Raw genomic sequence first — 22815 nt, 5'->3', positions numbered from 1 at the left:
TTAAAAATGGAAGTTTATAGTAACTTCCTGTAAATTTAAATGCAAAAATACTAGATTGTAACATTACTTATATAATTTTGCACGCGAAAATATAGCAACTATGGACTTTAACTTCAAAGAAATTTTTACAGCCTTTATGGTATTGTTTGCGGTAATTGATATTGTTGGAAATATTCCTATCATTATTGATTTACGTAAAAAAGTAGGACACATTCAATCAGAAAAAGCCTCAGTAATAGCAGGTTTTATTATGATTCTGTTTTTGTTTTTAGGACAGCGACTATTAAACTTAATAGGTATAGATGTACACTCATTTGCGGTAGCAGGTGCTTTTATTTTATTTTTTCTAGCATTAGAAATGATACTAGGAATTACTCTGTATAGAGACGATGAAGAAGAGGCAATTAGTGCAACCGTTTTTCCGTTAGCATTCCCATTAATAGCAGGTCCAGGTAGTTTAACAACATTACTTTCATTACGTGCTGAATTTAACCTTGAGAATATTATTGTAGCTGTTTTATTAAATGTAATTGTAATTTATATCGTGTTAAAAACTTCTACAAAAATTGAAAAAGTGATTGGACCGAACGGAATTAAAATTATTAGAAAAATATTTGGTGTAATCTTATTAGCCATTGCAGTTAAATTATTTGCAGCTAATTTTAAAATGTTAATAGCGTAATATGGTTTTTGACACACTTATTATTGGAGGTGGGGTATCAGGTATGCAATGTGCTTTAGTTTTAGGTTCTGCGCTTACCAAAGAGTATGCAAAAGACAAAAAAGTAGGTATCATTATGCACCAACGTTCTTCTCATTTACAAGATGCATTGTTTAATAATGTTCTTGGACTTACTCCAGGAACTTTAGGAAAAGATATTCTAGAAGAAGGTAGAGACCAGTTAGAGCAATTATACCCTGAGGTTTCTCAAATAGATAACGAGAAAGTAATAGCTGTTTTGGAAGAAGAAGATAATTATAAAGTTGTTACAAATAAAAAAGAGTACCATAGCAAAAATGTAGTTATAGCGCTTAATTACTCTAAACCATTTGATATAGCAGGTTTAGAGCAATATGTAGAAAGACATACACGTGCAAACGTTATGAAAGATAGAATTCAATTACGAAACTTTAATCACTTAATTAGAGAAGGTTTGTATGTTTGTGGAACTTTAGCAGGTTGGAGAAGTCAGTTTGCTATCGCTGCAGGAAGTGGCGCAAGTGTAGCTACTGATATTTTAACTGTGTGGAATGAGAATGTACCAACAAAGGTGCATGATAAACATAAATAAGGCTAATTATTTTATTAAAAAATATGAAGAAAATAATAGGAGCAATAGCAATCATAGTGTTGTTTATTAATTGTGGAGGTAGTGACAATGTAGTTATACCAGCAGAAGATAAAGTAGTTGCAGTTGACGACTCTTTTGAAGCAAAAGAAAATAAAGAAACAGAACTCCCTAGTTTTTTAACAAATGACACATATACATCAGGAAAAATAAAAGTAACGTTTGAGGTCTCTTCAGCAAGAAATGGAAGTATTACAGAGAGCAACAATACATTTACGTATATTCCAGCGCAAGATTTTGTAGGTACAGATTCTTTTAAGTACACTATTTGTAGTACGATTACACCTAATAGCTGTTCTACAGCTACAGTAATAATTAATGTAAAAGATATACCAGAAGGAAACTCAGGTAGTTTTAAGATTCCTTCTGAACTATCAGAGTATTATAAAGATGTAGATTTTACGTTAACAGGAGCTTCTTTAAAAGATGCCTTAGCTACAACGATAATTAGTACTCACACAACTAATTTATCATATACTCCTGATGTTTGGGATGTATTAAAACAATCAGATTTAGACCTTAATGATAACAGTAAAGTGGTTTTAATTTATGGTTATGATGATACCGATGGAAATTACGTAACAGATAGAACTCGTGATAAAGATGTTAATGGTGGAAATACAAGAGATTGGAATAGAGAGCATGTATACCCTAAGGCCTTAGGAAATCCAAATTTAGGAACATCAGGCCCAGGGGCAGATGCACATCACTTAAGACCTTCTGACGTAAGATTTAATAATGACAGGTCAAGTAAAAAATTTGCTACAAGTTCTGGTAACGCAGGAGATGTTTCAGGCAATTGGTACCCTGGAGATGAATGGAAAGGTGATGTAGCACGTATGATAATGTATATGTATGTACGTTATGGGAGCCAATGTTTACCTAAAAATGTTACAGTTGGGTCAATTGCAACCTCTGATAGTAATATGGTTAACTTATTGTTAGAATGGAACGCGGAAGATCCAGTATCAGATTTAGAGATACAACGTAATAATGTTGTGGCTAACGAACAAGGAAATAGAAATCCGTTTATAGATAATCCGTATTTAGCTACAGTAATATGGAATACAACTGAAGCTGAAAACACTTGGAAATAACCTCAAAACCTATTGACTCTTTGCTTTTAAAAGAGTTAATAGGTTATTTTTATAAGTTCTTCCAATAGGGACTTTTCTGGTTTCAAAATGAAGAGATGTTCCTGTAAACTTTTCAATTTTTGTAAAATTGACTATGTACGATTTATGTACTTGTATAAATTGATTAGAATTAAGGGTTTCTTTCCAGTTCTTCAAAGAATCAATAATTGTCAATTTCTTAGTAGAAGTAATAAAATTCAAATAGTTTCGATCAGATTCTATGTATAAAACAGCTTCTAAGTTAATCCTATGAATACTTTTATCAATATTGAGATAAATAACATTACTATCAGTAGTATTAGGTTTGTTCAATTGTTTCTCTACCTTATTTACAGCTTTTAAAAAACGATCGAAAGAAAAAGGTTTTACTAAATAGTCCACGATGGTATCTAGTTCAAAACTACTTACAGCATAATCAGGATAAGCAGTGGTAATAACAACTTTAGGAGGGTTTTTAACAGTCTTTATGAAATCTAAACCAAAAATATCAGGTAAGTTAATATCTAAAAAAACAACATCAACAGTATTATTTTTTAAAAACTCATTGGCTTGTGTGGCTGTTTGAAATGAGTTTATAAGTAGCATATCTGGAATTTTACCAAAATACTTTTTTAAAATAGCTTGTGCAGGCAATTCATCTTCAATAATTATACACTTCATAATTGATCTATTTTAAGTTCTATGGTAAAAATATTTTTTTGCTTATGTATAGAAAGGGAATGGTTATTAGGATAAATTAAAAGCAACCTCTTTTTTAGGTTTTCTAGGCCAATAGTTTGAGAATTTTCATTTTTTGTACTATAAAACAAATTGCTGCTTTTTAAATGCAAATGATAATTCTCCACATTGATTGTAATATCAATTTTGCTATGTATAATGCTATGCTTAAAAGCATTTTCAATAATGGTAATTAAAAGAAGTGGAGCAATACGGTATTCATCGCTATCAAATTTACATTGATAATTAACCTCTTTTACCCCTTCAGTTCGTATTTTTTGAAAATCAATATAATTTTCTATAAACTGTAACTCTTTTTCAAGAGAAATCAGCTCATTGCTAGTTTCATAAAGTACGTGTTTTAGGTTTTCAGAGAGTTTTAAGATTAAATTAGGGGTTTGGTTAGGTTTATCGATAGAGTACGCGTAAATCGTGTTTAAATTATTTAATAAAACATGTGGGTCTATCTGAGACTTTAAAAACTTTAGTTCCATTTCTGTTCGCTCTTGAGTTATTTTTACAAGTTTTTCTTGTTCATTTATAAACTTAAATAACATCCATATAAAAGAGAAAAATAATAAAGGAACCAATGTCTGCCATAAATAATCACTCAAACATTTAATGATAGAACATCCACAACGAGCAAAAATATTACAATATAATTGTGTTGCTAGGACTGAAATAAATATAAAAACTATCCCGTATAGCATATACCATTTTTTCTTAACAAAAAGAGGTAGTAACAGTTGATTGTTTGTATATACTATGATGATTAGAATAAAGAAATATTGAGAAAATGGATTCTCAGTCCAGTAGTAAGGTGTAAATACAAAAAGAGAAATGAAAACAAATAAAGTCCAAAAAAGTAAATGGATTAGTATTTCTACGCTATGTTTTTTTATAAAGCTCATGGTGTATTTCAAAGTAAACAAAATATAAGGTGTAATCAAAAAATAAAGTACCAATTACCTTTTGCTCTGTACCAATAACCTAGTATAAGTTGTTCGTATATGTTTTAAAGTAGTGTGTACTAATAGTTTTTACGTAGAAAATAAACCGATTAATTTCGAAAACATAAAAATGTATACTAACTTAAAAAACAATAAAAATGAGAGCAATTGTATTATTAGTAGCTGTATGCTTAATAGCAGTATCAGTTAATGCACAAGAATTTCAATTTGATACGGTATCAATTGATTATGGAAAAATTAACCAGGGCGAAAGCGGTGTTCGTGTGTTTGAATTTAAAAATATTGGTAAAGTACCATTAATTATAAAAGATATTAAATCCACTTGTGGATGTACTATTCCAAAGAAACCTGAAAAGCCAATTATGCCAGGTGAAATAGGGCAAATAGAAGTGTCATATGACACGAAGAGATTAGGAGGGTTTTCAAAAGCTATTACTATTATATCAAATGCTAAAGCATCCAGAAAAATGCTTAAGATAAAGGGATATGTAGAAAAAGGGAAAGAAAAAGATAAGGTTTAATAAATTAAAAGCCTGAGTTTTTAAACTCAGGCTTTCTTATCTCATTTGAGATATGATTGATTTAGTAAATAGATAGTCCCCCACAGATTATCATATTGTAATCATCGGCGACAAATGTATATTCTTTTTATTTTTTTAAATTAAAAAAAGGCATGAGTGTGTAAATATCGAGCATAAAAAAAACGAAGCAAGTGCTTCGTTTTTTATGTTATATAAGATCTATTTTATCCTTTAAAACTCGCTTTTAAGTACTCTGAGTTCATACGAGCAATGTTTTCTAAAGAAATTCCTTTTGGACATTCAATTTCACAAGCTCCTGTATTTGTACAGTTACCAAAACCTTCTAAATCCATTTGAGCAACCATGTTTTTAACACGCTCAGTCGCTTCAACCTGTCCTTGTGGTAACAAAGCATATTGAGACACTTTAGCTCCTACAAATAGCATTGCAGATGAGTTTTTACAAGTAGCTACACAAGCACCACAACCAATACACGTTGCAGCATCCATAGCTTGGTCTGCGTTTTCTTTAGGAACTAAAATAGCATTTGCATCTGTAGTGTTACCAGACGTGTTTACTGAAATATAACCTCCTGATTGTTGAATTCTTTCAAAAGAACTTCTATCAACAACTAAATCTTTAATTACAGGGAAAGCAGCAGCTCTAAATGGTTCAATCGTAATGGTATCACCATCTTTAAACATACGCATGTGTAACTGACAAGTAGTTACACCACGGTCTGGTCCGTGAGCTTCACCATTTATGTACATTGAACACATACCGCAAATTCCTTCACGACAATCATGGTCAAACGCTACAGGTTCTTCTCCAGAATTTACCAATTGTTCGTTTAATACGTCCATCATTTCTAAGAAAGACATATGCTCAGAAATATCGGTCACCTTATAATCAACCATTTTTCCTTTATCACTTGCGTTTTTCTGACGCCAAATTTTAAGTGTTAAATTCATAATTTTCTCTTATTTGTATGAACGTTGTTTTAATTCAATATCGTTAAACTCTAATTCTTCTTTGTGTAAAACAGCATCCGCTGGTTCACCTTTATATTCCCAAGCAGAAACGTACGCAAAATTAGCATCGTCACGTTTTGCTTCACCTTTTTGTGGTCCGTCTAATTCAACAGATTCTTCTCTAAAGTGACCTCCACAAGATTCAGTTCTGTCTAATGCATCTTTAGCAAATAATTCTCCTAGCTCTAAGAAATCAGCAACTCTTCCTGCTTTTTCTAATTCTGGGTTCATTTCATTTGGATCACCAGGAACTGTTACATTTTTCCAAAAATCTTCACGTAATTCTTTAATTTCAGCCATAGCTTCTTTTAAACCTTGTTCATTACGTGCCATTCCACATTTTTCCCACATAATTTTTCCTAACTTCTTGTGGTAGTAATCTACAGAATGCTCTCCTTTATTATTTATGAAGAAATCAATACGATCTTTAACCGATTTTTCTGCTTCCTCAAATTCTTTAGTGTCTGTTGAAATTTTTCCTGTACGAATGTCGTTTGATAAATAATTACCTATTGTATAAGGTAATACGAAGTATCCGTCAGCTAAACCTTGCATTAAAGCTGATGCTCCTAAACGGTTTGCACCGTGATCAGAGAAGTTAGCTTCTCCAATAGCATAACAACCATTAATTGTTGTCATTAAGTTATAATCTACCCAAATTCCTCCCATAGTATAGTGAGTTGCAGGGTAAATCATCATTGGAGTTTCATACGGATTGTCATCTACAATCTTCTCGTACATTTGGAATAAGTTTCCGTATTTAGCTTCAACAATCGCTTTTCCTAAATCGTATACTTCTTTCGCACTAGGGTTGGTAATATGCTTTAATTTTGCTTGCTCTCTACCGTAACGCTCAATAGCCGATTTAAAATCTAAATAAACAGCTTCACCAGTAGCATTTACACCATAACCAGCATCACAACGCTCTTTTGCAGCACGAGAAGCCACATCACGAGGAACTAAGTTACCAAAGGCAGGATATCTTCTTTCTAAATAATAATCTCTATCTTCTTCAGCAATTTGAGTAGGTTTTAATTTTCCTTCTCTAATAGCTAATACATCTTCCATTTTCTTCGGAACCCAAATACGACCATCGTTACGTAACGATTCAGACATTAAGGTTAATTTAGACTGATAATCTCCCGAACGAGGAATACAAGTTGGGTGAATTTGTGTGTAACAAGGGTTTGCAAAGAATGCTCCTTTTTTATGAACTTTCCAAGCTGCTGTTGCGTTAGACCCCATTGCGTTGGTTGATAAGAAATATACATTTCCGTAACCTCCAGAAGCAATTACTACTGCGTGTGCAGAGTGACGCTCAATTTCACCAGTAACTAAGTTACGAGCAATAATACCACGAGCCTTTCCGTCAACAATTACCAAATCTAACATTTCGTGACGATTGAACATTTCAATCTTACCACGAGCAATTTGACGGTTCATTGCTGAATAAGCTCCTAATAATAACTGCTGACCTGTTTGTCCTTTCGCATAAAAGGTACGAGATACTAATACCCCACCAAACGAACGGTTATCTAATTGCCCACCATAATCACGTGCAAAAGGTACACCTTGAGCAACACATTGGTCGATAATATTTGCAGAAACCTCAGCTAAACGGTAAACGTTTGCTTCACGAGAACGGTAATCTCCACCTTTTACAGTATCATAAAATAAACGGTAAAAAGAATCACCATCACCTTGATAGTTTTTGGCTGCGTTAATACCTCCTTGTGCAGCAATAGAGTGTGCACGACGGGGCGAATCTTGATAAGCAAATGCTTTAACATTGTAGCCCAACTCTGCTAAAGTTGCAGAAGCAGAACCACCTGCTAAACCAGTTCCTACTACAATTACGTCAATTAAACGCTTGTTAGCAGGGTTTACCAAGTCAATTTTATCTTTATAAGTTGTCCATTTATCTTTTAATGGACCTTTTGGAATTTTTGAATCTAAAGTTGCCATACTTGTTGCGTATTAATGATTGAAGTGATGAAATAATGCAATAACTACGAATCCTAACGGAATTAAGATTGCGTAAAGCTTACCAAAAGTTTTCAATCCTTTAGTGTATTTGTTGTTTGCTCCAACTGATTGGAAAGCAGAGTTAAATCCGTGTAATAAGTGTAATGCTAAGAACACAAAAGCAATCACATAAGCGCCAACTCTAATTGGGCTTACAAACTTGTGTTGTAATTCGTGGAAGTACCTAAACTCACCATCGTGCAAACCACTCCAATCACCTTGAATAAATTTAGTGTTGATTTCTGGAAACCAAAAATCGATAAAGTGTAATACAATAAAAGCTAAAATAGCAGCTCCACTGTAAATCATGTTTCTACTCATCCAAGTAGAGTTTGCAGCTCCGTTATTTTTAGCATAGCTTACCTTACGTGCACTTTTGTTTTTAATTTCTAAGATGAATCCCATTACAAAGTGAAACACTACACCAATAATTAAAACTGGTTGCATTACATATTGAATTAACGGATTTGTCCCCATAAAGTGCGACATTTTGTTAAATGTGGCTCCGTTGTCTGGAAAAATCGAAGTAATGTTAATTGCAAAATGTTGTAATAAGAAAAACATCAGGAAGAATGCCGAAAGTGCCATGGCAAACTTTCTTCCGATAGAAGATTTTAGTAATCCGCTCATTATTTTGTTTGTTGATTAAATAATAGCACAAATTTAAGAGGAACACAGTACTTGAACAAACTTTACGAATTGTTTTCTTAAATATTTAGAATGGGTTTAAATAGTAGTTGTTAAAAGCTATTTTTCTTAATATTTAAGGATAAAAACGTAATAATTCTATAGTTTTCTAAGTTAGTTGGATTTTAAAAACCATATTTTCTAAAAGTTAAATTAACTCTCGGGTTTAAATATTTAGGGTTTTCAGGCAGGCTATGTTCGTAGTATTCTTGACAACCATCTTCCATAACTAACAAACTTCCGTGCTCTAGAAGTATTTTGCTTTCAATCATTGTTTTATTTTCTCGAAGATAAAACATGCGTTCTTCTCCTAAACTAATTGAAGGAATAACGTCCGTATCTCCAAAAGCCATTTCATCTGAATGGTAGTTTACACCGGAGTTTCCATCAGGATAATAAATACAGACACAAGTTTTAAACTCTAACCCAGTATGCTCTTGAATTTGTTTTTTTATCGGTAGCATATATTCTGGCCATTTCATAACGTTTCCCCAGGCTGATTTTTGAAAAACATTTTTCTTGATCAAATCAGAATCAACAAACATTAGTTTACCAAAATTATATTTAATTACCTCATCGGATGGAAGTTTCATTTCCATCATATTTGTGAGTTCAGAGAAGCTTGTTAATTGCTGAAATAGTTTTGTAGCTTCTTTTTTAGTTAAAAAATTAGGGCTGTAACTGATAACATTGTTAAGACTAGTTGACATTTTATATTGTTAGTTGATGGTTAAGTTCAGTATTGATGCCAATTCTTCAGGTTTTTCAAGAGGAATCATATGACCACAATTCTTAATCATTACATATATTCCTTTTTCAGTTTTATTGGCAAACTCTTTTAGTTTTTTTGGATTGATGAGTGCATCATTTTCAGCAGCAATAAAAAATATAGGAATGTCTAGCTTTAAAACTTTTTGTGAAATATCTAACCGAGTTGAAGTTGCTTTTAATTGACGAAATAGTACATCTTTCCCTAAATCAGAATCCATTTTTTTTATAATAGAAATAATTTTGGAATTACTGTGATTATCTGGGTGTAAAAATTGTTGAATTCTAGCTTGTGAAATTCCCTTATAGCTATGCTTTTCTAAAAAAGCAATCGTACTTTTTCGTAACTGAATCTCTGAGTCATTCAGCCCATTAGTATTGGCAGCTACGACGACTAGTTTTTTTACTTTTTCAGGATAATGAATAGCAAAATTCATAGCAGAAAATCCACCTAAAGAAAAACCAATAATGGTGGCAGGTTCTTCAATATGATTGAGAACGATTTGATTAATTTCCTCAAAAGAAGTTGCAAGAGTAATATCAATGTGAACTGGAAGTATGTTTTTCAGTTTGGAAAAAACAAATTGCCATAAATCTACCGTACACATGGTACCTGAAATTACATATACTTTTTGCATTTACCTTTTGTAATTTGAATTAATTAAGCATTTGTTGTTTTCCCATTTTCCGACTAATGATTTTTTTGAAATAACCTCATTATTACAAGTCAGAAAATTACCGTTTTTATCTTTTTTAATAATTTTTAATTTTCCTTGATGAATGACGTTGATTACTCTGTAAATCAATCCATTTTTAGGAAGGTTACCACCTTTTTTGGAAAGTGTTAAACCAACTTTGTTGTTAAATAAATCCATTTCAGAAGAAATCTTATCAGGAATAACACCGTCTTCTAGTTTTTTCTCTTTATATGTTTTGTGGTTATCTTTTTCATGGGCTTTACCAAGTGAACGTGCTGCGTTTTCTCCAATTTCTTGTTGTAATAAAGTCATCCAAAAAGCATGACGAAATGCATCTACTTGTCCACCTGCATGGTCGCTATCTAGTAGGGGAGAAACTCTTAGAGAGTCATTTACTCTTGATGCTTCACGTGAAACAATAAAAGCTTTTTTAGCTTTAAAAGGGTGGAGTAGTACCCATGTTTTTTGAGCTCCTTGTAGTTTTTTAAACTGTTGCCAGTTGGATTGGGCGGATGTGTAAAAAGGGAATAAAAGAACTAAAAAAAGCAGCTTTTTAAGCATAGAATAATTAGTTTTTGCTACTAATTTGTTCTTCAAGTTCCACAACTTTACTTTCTAAATCGTGTAATCTGTCGTAAACATCAATTGGCTCGGGCATTTGTTTGGACGCAAACATAGTTACATACCAAACCTCCATAATTTCTTCTGCATTTATGGTATAAGTAGGGTAATTACCATCTTTATTATCGCTTTTTAAAATAAGCTTTCCTCTTTCTTCTATTCTATTAATTACACGCTTTAAAACAATACCATCGTTTTTGCTTACAATTATATATACACGACCGTCTTTAATATCGCGTAAGCCCTCTACATACTTTCCAAAAACTAGATCCCCATCAAAAAAAGTACGTACCATAGAATTTCCTTGTACTTCAAAACAACGAAAAGTGCCATTGTTAAGATGTGGCATGTTAAAAGAAGGAAGTTGTTCTATGTAATTTGAATCTCCGTAACCATTTAAATAACCAGCTCTTGCTTGTATAGGAACATAAACTACATTTTCATTTCCTGAAGAATTCACAGAAACAACCTGGGGTACTCCAGAATATGTTTGAATATTAGTAGGTTTGGTTTTTAGCATGATATCACTTTTTCCAAAGAGATAGTCAGGATTAATGTTAAATTCATTAATAATAGAAGTAAGAACATCGTAACCAGGTTTTGTTTTTTTTCTACTACCGTTAGATTGAGGCCTCCCATTAATAATGCTATCTATAGTGGTGCCAGTAACACCTATTTTTTTTGAAAAAGAAAAGTTATTTAAGTTAAAAGCATCTCTAATTGCTGCTATTTTTTCGGAAATTCCCATAACATTTTATGTTTTTACATATTACAAAAATAATTAAACTTTTGTTTGTTTAAATGTGTAATATGTTTTATATTTGCATCGTTAATGAATTGCTAATATACAAAAAAATTGTAATAATCAAACATTTGTGTGGTTTTAGCGATTGTGTTTTTAAGATTTCAACTTGATTTTCTTCACTTTTTTGAAATCTATACTCGTTTATTCAAACATTTTTTTGAATAAAACCAAAAATCAAGAAAAAAGAACTGTTAGAAAAGCAATTAAACAGGGCTCTTTTTGAGCTTGATTAAAAAATTAATTAAATTTTATAAAAATGAGTAAAAAACCAATCAAATCAAACCTATTTAGGTTTGTAACATTACGTAGTCCACAATTAATTGAAGACAAAGAAGTTGGATTTGTTTCATTTCCAGAAGAAAAAAAAGCAGAAAGTTTAGCTTTTCAAGCAATACAAGGAGCTACTACAGATGAAGAAAGAAAAACAGCCTTAAAAGGGGCTTACAGCACGAATTTTACACCAATAGCGAGTAGGGTAGAAATTAAAAATTTACACGAAGCATTGTATCAGTTTTCAGGATGGTTAGTGCGCAATAAGACAGTATTATCGTATGCTGGTATTGATGCTAATTTATCTGCAGCACAAGAACTTACTGTTAATGAAGAGTTAGTATTATGGGAAAACTTATTTCATCAAACTATTAATAAGGAGTCTACTATTGTTCGAGAAGGACTGATTCAAATGTTGGTAGCTAATAAGTTTTTAAAAGCATTTAATGTATTTACTAACAGTTTTTCACAAGAAACAGAAGGGGAAATTGTTTTTACAGAAGAAAATGAAAAAGAATTCGTACGTAGAGCGAATGCAAGTGTTATTGTGCCTAAAGATGTGGTTATCTCAGATCAGCAATTTGAAGGAGGAGCTACAAACATAAGCCCTAGTTCATCAGAGTATTTGACATCTAGTTTACAGGTTGAGATGGCTAAAACACGTTTACAACAATATGAGCTAGGTTTAAAGGAAATTGAAAAAGCTGAGTATGTTTATAATAAAAGTGAGCAGGTACGATATAAAGAAGCATTACAAGCTCATGAATTAGCTGTAGAAGATATAAAAAATGCGGCTCAACCAACGATTCAAACAATTGTAGACGCTAAATCAGGATTTGAAAAAAGATTAGAAATTTATCCAGATTTAGAATTGCCTAAGTTTGAATTTGAAAAAGCAGAAGAGATTAGTAGAGCTGCGGATGGTACAACGACAACTACTTTTCAGTATTCAGAAGAGACTAAAGATTTATTAAATTCAGAAGGACTCAAATTATATGATAATTTTTATGAGGCTAAAACGGTTCTTAGACAAAAAATAAAAGAAGAGAATCAGAAAATTTTAGAAAACACTCCAGAAAAAGTAAGAGCTGTTTCTATTCAAGGAGGTACTCTAAATTATAACCTTAGTAAAAGTACACCATTGTACTCTTATTCGGGAGATGTTTTTGGTCAAATGGGGAAAGGATCAAAAATTATTATGTTTTTAAAGGTTGAAGATTCTACTAATGTAAGAGTAACAGAAGCAAACTATACTTTAGATGATATTGATGCTCAAGTACCGTATAGTGGTACTTCATTTAAAAGCAGTCCTGCTAGTTTTGATGATACATTGTTACGAATTGAATTATTTCCAGAAAATTTAGAGCAGTTAATTTCAGGACCTGTATTTGGTTTGGACGGTAGTTTTGTTTTAAGTAACGGAGTGTCGTTAGAGTTTAAAAACATTATGTTTCAGGTTAAGTTTGATGATGGATACTATGAAATTGCTAACAAGTTTGTTGGTCAATGTATAGTTAGTGGCAATGACTCAGGGGGTACAAGTGCTGATGGAAAAGGTGTTCTTTATGGAATATCTCAATTAGGAGTAGCAGATTTTAGACGAGTAGAACAAGAAGTGTATTGCTATGTGCCTGGAGAAGTGTCACACATAGAAAATATCATGGCACGCGAATATAAAGAGCGTTCTACTAGAGATTTAAGAGTTTCAGAAACAACTACGGAAACAACAACAGAAAAAGAAGTAGAAAACCTAACAGACACTACCTCAACAGAACGTAATGAAATGCAAAACGAAGCGTCGTTTATTGTAAATAGTGATAATGCTACTAGTTTTGGGGCTAATGCTAGTTATTCTGGTTTTGGTTTAAGTTTAGGAACAAGCTTTAATACTTCATCTTCTAATTCTTCTTCAGATTCAAACCTACAAGCACAAACGTATGCGCAAGAGGTAACAGAAAGAGCCTTAGAACGAGTGGTAAAGAAGATTAGTACCAAACGTACGTCTCGTATATTGCGAGAGTATGAAGAGAATAATACTCATGGATTTGATAACCGTAAAGGAGATAAGCATGTCACAGGAGTGTATCGTTGGGTAGATAAGATTTATAAGAATAAGTTGATAAATTATGGTAAGCGCTTAATGTATGAATTTGCGTTACCAGAACCAGCTAAGTTTTATATTGAATCATATTTGAAAAATGGAGAAGGAAGTGAAAAAACTATTGAAGGGTTAATTATTCCTAAAAAACCGATACATCCGAGTGAATTGACAGAGAAAATAATAACTTCCTCTAGCTTAAATGAATATAATTATGCTAATGTTTTATCTAGATACGGAGTTGAGCATTTTGATTATCCTGAGGAAGAGATTATTATAACAAAATCTTATAAATTAGATTTTAAAGATTTAAAAGGTCAAGAAGGAAGTGTTGTTGCTGATGAGATTGAAATTTTAGAAAATTATATTACAGAATCTTTTGAGGTGGTAGGTAATTTATATTCCCATGATTCAGGTAAAATAGGAGGAAGACTTCGTATAGCAGTGGGTAATACTATTCAAGAAAATGAAGCAAAAGGAGATGGAGAATTCTCGTTTAAATCAGGTACTAGTTTTTCAGGAGCAAAAAACTTATTAGCTGTTTCTGCCTCAAGCTTTGATTCATTAACAGGAAATTTTAATGTTGTTGTAAAGTGTAATAGGACTAACGAAGCATTGAGAAAATGGCAAAACGAGGCTTATAAAGCTATAATAAATGCATATAATGAAAGGGTCTTAGCATACAATGACTTTGTAAAGTCTCAGGCAACAGAGAACGAGCAAAATGAAAAGAAAAAAGAATTGAGTTCTCAAATCAATCGTAGTATCGAAAAGCGTGAGTTAAAGCGTATTGCTATCGACTTAATGACAAAACCTTTTGATGTTGTTACCGCTCAGGATAATTATAAAGAGAATGGTAAAGAAGCGGATGCTAAGCATGTAGCGAGAACGTCTAAATTTCAAAAGCATGCTGAAACAGTTAAGTTTTTTGAACAAGCATTTGATTGGGAAATTATGGCGTACACATTTTATCCTTATTTCTATGGAGCAGAAGGTAATTGGGATGCTAATTTTGAGCACAACGAAGGTAGCGACCCTGTTTTCCAAGCCTTTTTACAAAGTGGTATGGCAAGATCAGTAGTACCTGTACGTCCAGGTTTTGAAGAAGCTGTAAACTGGTATATGAAAACTGGTGAAATTTGGAATGGTCAAGGAATGGTTACCGATATGGATGACGATTTATATGTTTCTGTTGCAGAAGAAATGCAAACCATTGAAGGTGAAGTGGAAGGCACTTGGGAAACCCGTGTGCCAACAACGTTAACTGTGTTACAAGCAGATTCTGTAGTATTAAATGAAGGAGGTTTGCCGTGTAATCCAGACTGTGAAGGTCAAGGCTTATTTGATGTAAGTACCTATAAGATAGGAGATGGACCAGATGGTGTAGATTACGATATTGTAGGCGATACCAACAATGTAGCATAAGTGCAGTAAAAATGTTTGTTAAACAAACATTTTTCTATACACACAGTCACAAATCTTACCCTATATTTTTTACGTCATTGCGAACAAAGTGAAGCAATCTATGTATCAAGAGTTTTAAACCTAAAGGATTGCCAAGTATAGCTCGTAATAACACTTCTAATACTCTTCTCTTTGCTTTAAAAGAGAAGAGCAGGGTGAGGTTTGTTTTTTACTAATCATAAAAGACAAAAAATATGCATGCTCATGAATATGGAAGCAAACATTTTAAACACAAAACCAATTTTAATGGATTGGTGGTGTTTTCAGATGTTCAGCAACAAAAAATAAAAGAAACAACAGTTCCAAGCCCCAATATATATGTAGAAATAGAAAAAGGAGTACAAAATCCCAATAAGTGGTTTTTACATATCAATAGTACATTATCTGGAGAATATGGAGATTTTTTTTTGCAAGAAAATCCACAACCAGTAGGTGAAATTTTAAATGATTTTGATTACGATATAAGCCCAGAAAACACAGCGTTTATAGAGTCGTATTATGACTTTAGTCTTGGAGAAATTTCCTATTATAAAATAAACGAAAAGTTTTATATAAAGCTTTGGGGAGACATACTTAAAGATGATGTTTTTTTTGAGATTCAAAACAGCTCAAAGTCAAAACAGAAAGAAGAAATCAGCATTGAATACGATGCGTTTATTACGGTATTTGTTTCAGATAACGGAGCAAAACTAGAAAGAGCATACCAAAATATTACCAAAGTAAATACACATCAAATAGTTGTGTTTATAGAATCTGGTGGAGGTACGAATGCTTTTGGTACGGTATTCAGAATTCATAAAGGGAAAAATGTAAAAACTTTACCAGAGGTAGATAGATTAACTCTTTCTAAAGTAGCAAAAGCTTTTGGAGTTCAGGTACAAACCAATGACCTTTCTGAAATGATCAAAGAAGAATTAGCAGAGGAAGATAGTGTGTTTTATTTGCTGGTTACCAAAAAGCTATTGAAAGGAGGAAGAATCATACGATGGTCTACCAAAGATGTTTTTACAGATATATCAGGCGGGTTAAAAAACGCAAGTAAAGAAGTAAACAAATTAAAGTTAGGAGAAGAACGGTGGAATACGGCTTTTAAAGATGAATCTGGGTCTAAATACAATCCGTTATTACCCAAATTGCGAGGAGAAGATAATTTGTTTGATGTAGAAAAGTTTAGCAACGACGTTTATAAAACCTATATACAACCAGCAGCTACACAAGCCACTTCAATAGCAAAACTACTGCTTAAAAAAAGACGATTTGCAAAATTGATACCATTTGATATTAGTAAGGTAATAGAGGTATTGGATGCTATTCCTACACAGCTACGAGACTTTTTTGATAGCGTATCAAACCATTTATTAAACCTATACGAGTACATCAACGGACTCTTAGTAGGATTAATTAACAGTATTATAGAGTTTGTTAAATCGTTTATTGATATTTTAGCAATGCTCTTTGATGTGCTAAACGCAGCCATACAAAGTACTGAGTTCTTTGAAAATCCAGCTAGTTACCTAAGTTTGTTTGCAGAGAGTTTTGAAAACCTTATGGATAGTTTTGTAGCGCTGTTTACGCTAGAGAACTTAAAAGCTATTTTTGGCTTTATAGCCAGTATGCCAGCATATGCTGTAAAAATTGTATTTAGGTTTTTAACCTCAGATATAAAAGTAAAAATAGATCCAGGAGCCTTAGGGTATTATATTGGTTTCTTTGTTGGTTTTGTAGCTTCAGAGGTAGTTACCTTCTTTTTAACAGGAGGAACGGGAACGATTGCTAAAGCGTTAAAAGAAACGTTACGATCGTATAAAGCGTTAGCAGAAATACCTAAAAAAGCAGCAAAAGCGTTAGGGAATACTGTACAATTTGGTATCGATACATTTGTAAAGGTAGGTACTATTATTGCAGACTTTATAAAAAACATTCCAAAACACCTTAAAACACTAAGAAAATGGTTAGATGAGTTTTTTGAAGGGTTATCTAAGGCAACCAGAACTTTTAGGGATGATATTTATACACTTTTTGAAAAGCTTGATGTAGCCATTAAAAAAGTGCCACAGCAACCTGTGTTGGCAAGTGGTGTTCCAGTGCCTGTTGGAGAAAATCTATATGCTTTAGTAAAAGATGGTAAAGAGCTTTTCAGGGGAACAAAAAAAGAAGTAGAAGAACTTGCTGAGAAACTAAAAAAACTTAATGAGGCTGATGCTAAAAAGTATTTGGATGAATTAGAGGAGATTGGTGCTTATGAAAAGCAAATATCAATTATTGCTAAGGGAAATTATGTAAAAGTATTTCTTAAGACTAATATTGATGTTTTTGATGAGTTTGGAAACATAATTTTCAGAGTTGCAAAAGAAGATTTTGAAAGTTTTATTAAGTTTACAAAAAAGACAAAAGAAGAGAGAAAAAAAATAATAGAAAAGGTTAATAAAAGGCTCAGAGCTAGTTCATCAAAGTATAATCCTGAAAATGCAAAGAAAAAAGGATATGATATTCCTATGAGTAAAAATGGTACATCTCCTGACTTCAAAGGTACCTCTCATTTGTATAATGATAAAAGTATCGTTAGAATCCAAATAAAAGGAAGTAGGGATTTAGATTTTAAGGAATCATTCAAAAAAATGGGAATAACTGATAGAAAAAAACAAAAAGCTATTTTAAAAAACTATACCTGGCATCATTTAGATGATTTAGATGAAAATTTAGGGTGTACAATGCAATTAGTTTCAAGAAAGGCTCATAAAGCAACGTATAAACACTTTGGATCAGCAGGACAATCTGTATTTTCAATACTATTAACAAAATATTTAACATGATTAGTTTTATTTTAACAGAGAAAAACATCATAAGTGAAGATTTAGTAGCTTTTGAAGAAAAATTTAAATTCACTTTACCAGAAACATATAAGACACATATGTTGAAATTTAACGGAGGGGCTCCAGATAAGGATTATTTTCAAGGCGTAAATGTAGCTCATTTTAACCCAATAAAAAATGGAGACGATACTCTTGAAGAAAACATTAAAGACTTAAAAGATTTTTTACCTATTGGTTATCTTCCTTTTGCTTATGATCCAGGGGGAAATCAGATATGTATGGATTTGAACGAAGGAGAAAATTATGGTAAAATTTATTACTTGCCAATGGATATGGGAGAAATTGAGCCTGAACTTCTAGCGGATTCTTTTGAAGAGTTTTTGAATGGTCTTTCAGAAGATAATGACTATTAAGTAAAATGAAAGATATAAAAATAACGGAAAGTGAAAAATCAATTAGTTTAGAAGAGTTTAATAGTTTTCTTAATGAGTTTAATCTTAATCTACCTGACACTTATAAGAATTTTATTTTAAAACATAATGGAGGTTATCCAGATAAATCTTTTTTATTCTAAAAAAGTAGATTTAGAGTTTGATTTCGATTTTTTCTACTCAATTGATTCAAAGTATGAGGATAAAGATGTATTGGATGCTATAGATGATTTAGTGACAGTTAATGAAATTATAGATAACTATCAGATTAATGATAAAGAGTTACCTATTTTTTGTATCCTTTTGGACAGAATTCTGGAGGAGCTACATATTGTATTTCTACTAAAGGTGAAGATTATGGTGTTGTTTATCTACTTTATTGGGATGGGAGTGGATTACAATTTATTTGTGATTCTTTTGAGGAGTTAATTTTTTATTAGCACTTATATAAAATATAGAAGATTAGTTTTATTTAAAGAATGTAATCTAGTGAGTTTCCTTCTAAATTAGGTATTAATATTGGAACCAACTAAATTTAAATTTAGTTGGTTTTTCTTTTATAAAATTTCAGAGAACATTTCTAAATTAAAACATAATGCAAAATATTTGTAATTTGTTTTGTTTTTAATTGTAATATGTTATATATTTGTCTTGCTTTTCTAACAGTTCATTGTTATTTATTAATCTTTAATGTAAGCAGAAACGAAAAAAAGTTATGATTAACCCCTTTCAGGTCTAGAAAAAGAAAAAGAATCAACAACTTACAAGTTTTGTCTGCAAGCGCTTTAAAAAAATTAAACATTTGTATGAATAATTTAATATCAGTAGCGTTATCGCAATACGGAGTCAAAGAGGTGAAAGGCTCAAAAGATCATCCTCAAATTATAAACTATTTTACTTCATTAGGTTTTGATGGAGGAAAATTTAAAGATGAAACCGCTTGGTGCAGTGCCTTTGCAAATTGGGTAGCCAAAAAAGCCGGTTATGAACACACTAACCAATTAACAGCGCGTAGTTGGTTGTCGGTAGGAGACTCTACTACAAATCCAGAACCAGGAGATGTGGTAGTTTTATGGAGAGAAAATCCTAATAGTTGGAAAGGACATATTGGTTTTTTAATTAAAGAAACCAAACGATATGTATATCTATTAGGAGGGAATCAAGGAAATAGTGTAAGCATTAAAGCATATCCTAAAAAAAGGGTGTTAGACTTTAGAAAATTAAAAAAGAATGGATAAATTTTCGCATTTCATTTTTTGGTTGCTTGCTTTATTGTCGCCTTTAAATGGAGTGTTAACTACCATGATGTTACTAATAGTAGTTGATTTTATTACAGGAGCCTATGCCTCGTTAAAATTACAAATACCTATAAAAAGCGAACGAATTGGACATACCATTTCTAAGTTTGTTATTTATAACTTGGTAATAATATCAGCTTATTTTTTAGAAAAACACATTGTAAATGAAGTTCCTTTTTTAAAAATAATAGCAGGATTTATAGCTATTACCGAAACTAAGTCAATTTTAGAAAACTACAACAAAATTTATGGAGTAAACCCCTTTAAAGCATTGCACAGTTTGTTAAAACAAGCGGGTATGCAAGGTACCTTAGAGCAAACAACCGAAAAACAAAAAAACAACGACAAAGAAAAAGTTTAGTCGCTAACACTCTTTTTAGTGACTCTTTTTTATCAAAAACAAATTTAAAAACGATAAAAAAGAACAAAACATGAAACAAAACAAAGAAACATTAAAGCAATTTTTTGAAACAGGAGATAAACCTACTCAAGAACAGTATTCCGATTTAATTGATAGTTATATCGATGCCAAACAACCCGAAGGAGAAGCAAACCGAAGGTTTGTAATTGATGAATTAGGAGAGGTAAGTGTCGCTTCTGAACAGCAAGTTCCAACTTACCAAGCAGGAACTAATATTATGATTGATGAAACAGATCCTTTACAACCAGTGATTAATGCAGCTCCTAGAGTTAATATTACAGAAGGTGTATTTACACCTAGTTTTTTTGCTGCAGGATCTTCATTTTCAGTGCAACAAGTAAAAGGTGAGTATTATACTATTGGAGACCGTGTTTTTGTTGATATAATATTATCAGGTGTAACGTCTGATGGTCAAGCTACTTATGGAGAAGTATATATAGCACCTAACATTGATGGTTTCCCCATTGGTGTATCTGTCTCAGGAACCGTTTATAATATACAAGCTCATGAGAATTATGGTTGTTATGTAAGACATGATTTAGGAAGAGTAAATATTAAAGATAGGGTTTGGGATAATGAAACGTTATACATAAACTTCTCATATACATCAAAGGAGATATTAAGCTAGTTGTATTAAAAATAATTAACAAAAAGTATAGCCACTAGCAAATCCAGTTTTTAGCGGCTCTTTTTTATCAGGAAAATAATTTAAAAACGATAAAAAAGAACAAAAAATGAAACAAAACAAAGAAACTTTAAAACAATTTTTTGAAACAGGTGACAAGCCTACACAACAACAATATGCCGATTTAATTGATAGCTATATCGATGCCAAACAACCCGAAGGAGAAGCCAACCGCAGATTTGTCATTGATGAAACAGGAGAGGTAAGTGTGGCTTCTGAGCAACAAGCACCTGAATATACCTTATCACTTATTTCAGGAACTAATACCGTTGATTTATTGAAAGGCGGAGTAAGCGTTTCACAAATTGATTTAACAGCGTATTTAGACAATACCAATTTAGCACAATTAGTATCAGGTACTGTTGATGCTAATGGATTGGCAACCTTTACACGTGATGATAATTCAACTTTTACAGTAGATTTAAGTAGTCTATCAGGAGGAGTTAATGGAAATTTTGTTACGATTGATACTAATCAAACAATAACAGGTGTTAAAACCATTGAATCGAGTTTATATACAGAATATATTCAAAGTAATGATTCTGTAAATGTGGCAAAAAATATAACATCAGGAGGAAGGATTAGGACAGGAGGGAATGCCTTAGATTTTACTGAGTCTGGAAATGGAGGTTCAGCCACCATTGAGGCAGATATTGTAGGGAGCACAGTTCATACACTTCAAGGTAAATCTGGTATTATAGCTCATTTAAATGATATCCCACAATTACAAGCAGGTTCAAACATTACGATTGATGCTACAGACCCTCTACAACCTATAATTAATGCGACAGCAGGTAGCGGAGGAACTACAAATTTATCATATGATGCAGCCACAAGAACGGTAGCTTCTAGCACAGGAACAGATGCAGTTTTACCTTTAGCTGATGCTACGAATGCTGGTTTGCAAAAAGCAAATTTTTATGAGGAAGGGACATTTACGCCTACTTTAGTTGACCTAGGGGGAGGAGCAACTTATGCTTTTAATGGTCAAGGTGTTTATTCAAGAGTAGGAAATAGTGTAACTTTTTCATATAGTATTAATAATGTAACTACAACAGGAACACCAACAGGAGAATTAATAATAGGTGGATTTCCTTTTAACATTTTTAACATTTTTGATGTTGAAAAAAGCACAAATATTATTATTTCTACGGGGGGAAATGTTAATTACGACCTGTTATATACTAGCCCGTTTTCTAGCAATCAATTTCGTGTGTTAAAACACGATAATGGGACAGTAGGAAACCCGGTGAATTACTACTCATCAGTTTCATTTACAGATGGTTCTATAAAAGTTTCGGGTATTTATCAGACGAACGTATACTCTTCATAAATTAAAAAACAAAAGTCTAGCCACTAGCAAAATACAGTTTTTAGCGGCTCTTTTTTATCAAAAAAAAAAATAAAAACGATAAAAAAGAACAAAAAATGAAACAAAACAAAGAAACCTTAAAACAATTTTTTGAAACAGGCGATAAGCCAACACAACAACAATATGCAGATTTAATTGATAGTTATATTGATGCCAAACAACCCGAAGGAGAGGCAAACCGAAGGTTTGTAATTGATGAAACAGGAGAGGTAAGTGTGGCTTCTGAACAGCAAGTTCCAGAATATAGCTTATCCCCAATTTCTGGAACCAATACGGTTGATTTATTAAAAGACGGAGTAAGTGTCTCACAAGTTGATTTAACACCCTATTTGGATAACACTAATTTAGCACGATTGGTAAGTGGTACTGTAGATGCTAATGGGTTAGCGACATTTACTCGTGATGATAACTCAACTTTTACAGTAGATTTAAGTAGTCTATCAGGAGAAGCCAATGGAAATTTTGTTACGATTGATACTAATCAAACAATAACAGGTGTTAAAACCATTGGGTCGAGCTTATATACAGAATATATTCAAAGTAATGATTCTGTAAATGTGGCAAAAAATATAACATCAGGAGGAAGGATTAGGACAGGAGGGAATGCCTTAGATTTTACTGAGTCTGGAAATGC

23 protein-coding genes are annotated in these 22815 nt (G+C 32.3%); 14 read left to right on the top strand and 9 right to left on the bottom strand.

The window, feature by feature from the left end; genetic code table 11:
* Window positions 1-100: 100 nt before the first annotated feature.
* Genes C7448_RS01510 through C7448_RS01500 form a run of 3 tightly spaced genes read left to right on the top strand, consistent with a single transcriptional unit; the run spans window position 101 to window position 2446 of the window.
* Window positions 101-682, top strand: a complete 582-nt coding sequence (locus C7448_RS01510; RefSeq protein WP_115899595.1) for a MarC family protein — start codon at window positions 101-103, stop codon at window positions 680-682.
* A 1-nt stretch (window position 683) separates the two neighbouring features.
* Window positions 684-1292 carry an FAD-dependent oxidoreductase gene (locus tag C7448_RS01505; protein WP_115899594.1) on the top strand — a complete coding sequence of 203 codons (609 nt, stop codon included), beginning with the start codon at window positions 684-686 and terminating at the stop codon, window positions 1290-1292.
* Window positions 1293-1315: 23 nt separating this feature from the next.
* Window positions 1316-2446, top strand: a complete 1131-nt coding sequence (locus C7448_RS01500; RefSeq protein WP_115899593.1) for an endonuclease — start codon at window positions 1316-1318, stop codon at window positions 2444-2446.
* A gap of 9 nt (window positions 2447-2455) precedes the next feature.
* Here C7448_RS01500 and C7448_RS01495 read toward each other — a convergent pair whose 3' ends face one another.
* Together C7448_RS01495 and C7448_RS01490 are read right to left on the bottom strand one after the other, a co-directional pair.
* Window positions 2456-3145, bottom strand: a complete 690-nt coding sequence (locus C7448_RS01495; protein ID WP_115899592.1) for a LytR/AlgR family response regulator transcription factor — start codon at window positions 3143-3145, stop codon at window positions 2456-2458.
* A complete protein-coding gene (locus tag C7448_RS01490) occupies window positions 3142-3912 on the bottom strand; it encodes a sensor histidine kinase (RefSeq protein WP_245939407.1) in 771 nt (256 codons plus the stop codon). Before C7448_RS01490 ends, C7448_RS01495 begins: the two co-directional genes overlap by 4 nt.
* A 398-nt stretch (window positions 3913-4310) precedes the next feature.
* Between C7448_RS01490 and C7448_RS01485 the strand changes: the two genes are divergently transcribed.
* The gene (locus tag C7448_RS01485; RefSeq protein ID WP_115899590.1) at window positions 4311-4694 is read left to right on the top strand and encodes a DUF1573 domain-containing protein; all 384 of its coding nucleotides are present in this window, start codon (window positions 4311-4313) and stop codon (window positions 4692-4694) included.
* A gap of 224 nt (window positions 4695-4918) precedes the next feature.
* Here the strand turns inward: C7448_RS01485 and C7448_RS01480 are convergent, their stop codons facing one another.
* The 7 genes from C7448_RS01480 to C7448_RS01450 all read right to left on the bottom strand — a co-directional run bounded on the left by C7448_RS01480 (window position 4919) and on the right by C7448_RS01450 (window position 11272).
* Window positions 4919-5665 (bottom strand): succinate dehydrogenase/fumarate reductase iron-sulfur subunit, encoded by a 747-nt coding sequence (locus C7448_RS01480; RefSeq protein WP_115899589.1) that lies wholly within the window; start codon window positions 5663-5665, stop codon window positions 4919-4921.
* Between the two features lie 9 nt (window positions 5666-5674).
* The gene (locus C7448_RS01475; RefSeq protein ID WP_115899588.1) at window positions 5675-7690 is read right to left on the bottom strand and encodes a fumarate reductase/succinate dehydrogenase flavoprotein subunit; all 2016 of its coding nucleotides are present in this window, start codon (window positions 7688-7690) and stop codon (window positions 5675-5677) included.
* Between the two features lie 12 nt (window positions 7691-7702).
* Window positions 7703-8380, bottom strand: a complete 678-nt coding sequence (locus C7448_RS01470) for a succinate dehydrogenase cytochrome b subunit (RefSeq protein ID WP_115899587.1) — start codon at window positions 8378-8380, stop codon at window positions 7703-7705.
* 182 nt (window positions 8381-8562) lie between these two features.
* Window positions 8563-9147: an alpha-ketoglutarate-dependent dioxygenase AlkB gene (locus tag C7448_RS01465; RefSeq protein WP_115899586.1), complete on the bottom strand. Its 585-nt coding sequence runs from the start codon at window positions 9145-9147 to the stop codon at window positions 8563-8565.
* A 9-nt stretch (window positions 9148-9156) separates the two neighbouring features.
* Window positions 9157-9843 (bottom strand): alpha/beta fold hydrolase, encoded by a 687-nt coding sequence (locus C7448_RS01460; protein ID WP_115899585.1) that lies wholly within the window; start codon window positions 9841-9843, stop codon window positions 9157-9159.
* Window positions 9844-10500, bottom strand: coding sequence for a DUF6973 domain-containing protein (locus C7448_RS01455; protein WP_245939406.1), 657 nt, complete (start codon window positions 10498-10500; stop codon window positions 9844-9846).
* On the bottom strand, window positions 10472-11272 hold the full coding sequence (locus C7448_RS01450; RefSeq protein WP_115899584.1) for a S24 family peptidase: 801 nt from the start codon (window positions 11270-11272) through the stop codon (window positions 10472-10474). The genes C7448_RS01455 and C7448_RS01450 overlap by 29 nt, the downstream gene beginning before the upstream one ends.
* Before the next feature lie 313 nt (window positions 11273-11585).
* On the opposite strand from C7448_RS01450, the gene C7448_RS01445 reads away from it, so the two are divergent.
* From C7448_RS01445 to C7448_RS15755, 10 genes are all read left to right on the top strand, one after another.
* Window positions 11586-15122, top strand: a complete 3537-nt coding sequence (locus tag C7448_RS01445) for a hypothetical protein (RefSeq protein WP_115899583.1) — start codon at window positions 11586-11588, stop codon at window positions 15120-15122.
* 233 nt (window positions 15123-15355) lie between these two features.
* A complete protein-coding gene (locus tag C7448_RS01440) occupies window positions 15356-17974 on the top strand; it encodes an HNH endonuclease signature motif containing protein (RefSeq protein WP_115899582.1) in 2619 nt (872 codons plus the stop codon).
* Entirely contained in the window at window positions 17971-18387 is a 417-nt protein-coding gene (locus tag C7448_RS01435) for an SMI1/KNR4 family protein (RefSeq protein WP_115899581.1), read from the top strand. Before C7448_RS01440 ends, C7448_RS01435 begins: the two co-directional genes overlap by 4 nt.
* Before the next feature lie 5 nt (window positions 18388-18392).
* The gene (locus C7448_RS01430) at window positions 18393-18548 is read left to right on the top strand and encodes an SMI1/KNR4 family protein (RefSeq protein ID WP_115899580.1); all 156 of its coding nucleotides are present in this window, start codon (window positions 18393-18395) and stop codon (window positions 18546-18548) included.
* Between the two features lie 150 nt (window positions 18549-18698).
* Complete coding sequence (locus tag C7448_RS16140; protein ID WP_394342453.1) at window positions 18699-18845, top strand: SMI1/KNR4 family protein; 147 nt, start codon at window positions 18699-18701, stop codon at window positions 18843-18845.
* A 366-nt stretch (window positions 18846-19211) separates the two neighbouring features.
* The gene (locus C7448_RS01420; RefSeq protein WP_115899578.1) at window positions 19212-19643 is read left to right on the top strand and encodes a TIGR02594 family protein; all 432 of its coding nucleotides are present in this window, start codon (window positions 19212-19214) and stop codon (window positions 19641-19643) included.
* Window positions 19636-20064 carry a phage holin family protein gene (locus C7448_RS01415; RefSeq protein WP_047788116.1) on the top strand — a complete coding sequence of 143 codons (429 nt, stop codon included), beginning with the start codon at window positions 19636-19638 and terminating at the stop codon, window positions 20062-20064. Before C7448_RS01420 ends, C7448_RS01415 begins: the two co-directional genes overlap by 8 nt.
* Window positions 20065-20134: 70 nt before the next feature.
* The gene (locus C7448_RS01410; RefSeq protein WP_115899577.1) at window positions 20135-20752 is read left to right on the top strand and encodes a hypothetical protein; all 618 of its coding nucleotides are present in this window, start codon (window positions 20135-20137) and stop codon (window positions 20750-20752) included.
* A 106-nt stretch (window positions 20753-20858) separates the two neighbouring features.
* Window positions 20859-22142, top strand: coding sequence for a hypothetical protein (locus C7448_RS01405; protein WP_115899576.1), 1284 nt, complete (start codon window positions 20859-20861; stop codon window positions 22140-22142).
* Between the two features lie 95 nt (window positions 22143-22237).
* On the top strand, window positions 22238-22815 hold a 578-nt coding region (locus tag C7448_RS15755), incomplete at its 3' end, for a hypothetical protein (protein WP_170136985.1).

The organism is Tenacibaculum gallaicum, assembly GCF_003387615.1.
GTDB classification, from domain to species: domain Bacteria; phylum Bacteroidota; class Bacteroidia; order Flavobacteriales; family Flavobacteriaceae; genus Polaribacter; species Polaribacter gallaicus.
The sequence above is the reverse complement of the archived record's forward strand: the minus strand, read 5'-3'. Positions and strand labels throughout refer to the sequence as shown.

What these genes read in the sequence shown, in the direction of transcription:
- C7448_RS01485 (WP_115899590.1), top strand. Translation starts at nt 4,311, where the DNA reads ATGAGAGCAATTGTATTATTAGTAGCTGTATGCTTAATAGCAGTATCA.
- C7448_RS01405 (WP_115899576.1), top strand. Translation starts at nt 20,859, where the DNA reads ATGAAACAAAACAAAGAAACTTTAAAACAATTTTTTGAAACAGGTGAC.
- C7448_RS01500 (WP_115899593.1), top strand. Translation starts at nt 1,316, where the DNA reads ATGAAGAAAATAATAGGAGCAATAGCAATCATAGTGTTGTTTATTAAT.
- C7448_RS01440 (WP_115899582.1), top strand. Translation starts at nt 15,356, where the DNA reads ATGCATGCTCATGAATATGGAAGCAAACATTTTAAACACAAAACCAAT.
- C7448_RS01450 (WP_115899584.1), bottom strand. Translation starts at nt 11,272, where the DNA reads ATGGGAATTTCCGAAAAAATAGCAGCAATTAGAGATGCTTTTAACTTA.
- C7448_RS01470 (WP_115899587.1), bottom strand. Translation starts at nt 8,380, where the DNA reads ATGAGCGGATTACTAAAATCTTCTATCGGAAGAAAGTTTGCCATGGCA.
- C7448_RS01415 (WP_047788116.1), top strand. Translation starts at nt 19,636, where the DNA reads ATGGATAAATTTTCGCATTTCATTTTTTGGTTGCTTGCTTTATTGTCG.
- C7448_RS01445 (WP_115899583.1), top strand. Translation starts at nt 11,586, where the DNA reads ATGAGTAAAAAACCAATCAAATCAAACCTATTTAGGTTTGTAACATTA.
- C7448_RS01490 (WP_245939407.1), bottom strand. Translation starts at nt 3,912, where the DNA reads ATGCTATACGGGATAGTTTTTATATTTATTTCAGTCCTAGCAACACAA.
- C7448_RS01435 (WP_115899581.1), top strand. Translation starts at nt 17,971, where the DNA reads ATGATTAGTTTTATTTTAACAGAGAAAAACATCATAAGTGAAGATTTA.
- C7448_RS01505 (WP_115899594.1), top strand. Translation starts at nt 684, where the DNA reads ATGGTTTTTGACACACTTATTATTGGAGGTGGGGTATCAGGTATGCAA.
- C7448_RS01480 (WP_115899589.1), bottom strand. Translation starts at nt 5,665, where the DNA reads ATGAATTTAACACTTAAAATTTGGCGTCAGAAAAACGCAAGTGATAAA.
- C7448_RS01475 (WP_115899588.1), bottom strand. Translation starts at nt 7,690, where the DNA reads ATGGCAACTTTAGATTCAAAAATTCCAAAAGGTCCATTAAAAGATAAA.
- C7448_RS01495 (WP_115899592.1), bottom strand. Translation starts at nt 3,145, where the DNA reads ATGAAGTGTATAATTATTGAAGATGAATTGCCTGCACAAGCTATTTTA.
- C7448_RS01465 (WP_115899586.1), bottom strand. Translation starts at nt 9,147, where the DNA reads ATGTCAACTAGTCTTAACAATGTTATCAGTTACAGCCCTAATTTTTTA.
- C7448_RS01420 (WP_115899578.1), top strand. Translation starts at nt 19,212, where the DNA reads ATGAATAATTTAATATCAGTAGCGTTATCGCAATACGGAGTCAAAGAG.
- C7448_RS01430 (WP_115899580.1), top strand. Translation starts at nt 18,393, where the DNA reads ATGAAAGATATAAAAATAACGGAAAGTGAAAAATCAATTAGTTTAGAA.
- C7448_RS01460 (WP_115899585.1), bottom strand. Translation starts at nt 9,843, where the DNA reads ATGCAAAAAGTATATGTAATTTCAGGTACCATGTGTACGGTAGATTTA.
- C7448_RS01410 (WP_115899577.1), top strand. Translation starts at nt 20,135, where the DNA reads ATGAAACAAAACAAAGAAACATTAAAGCAATTTTTTGAAACAGGAGAT.
- C7448_RS01510 (WP_115899595.1), top strand. Translation starts at nt 101, where the DNA reads ATGGACTTTAACTTCAAAGAAATTTTTACAGCCTTTATGGTATTGTTT.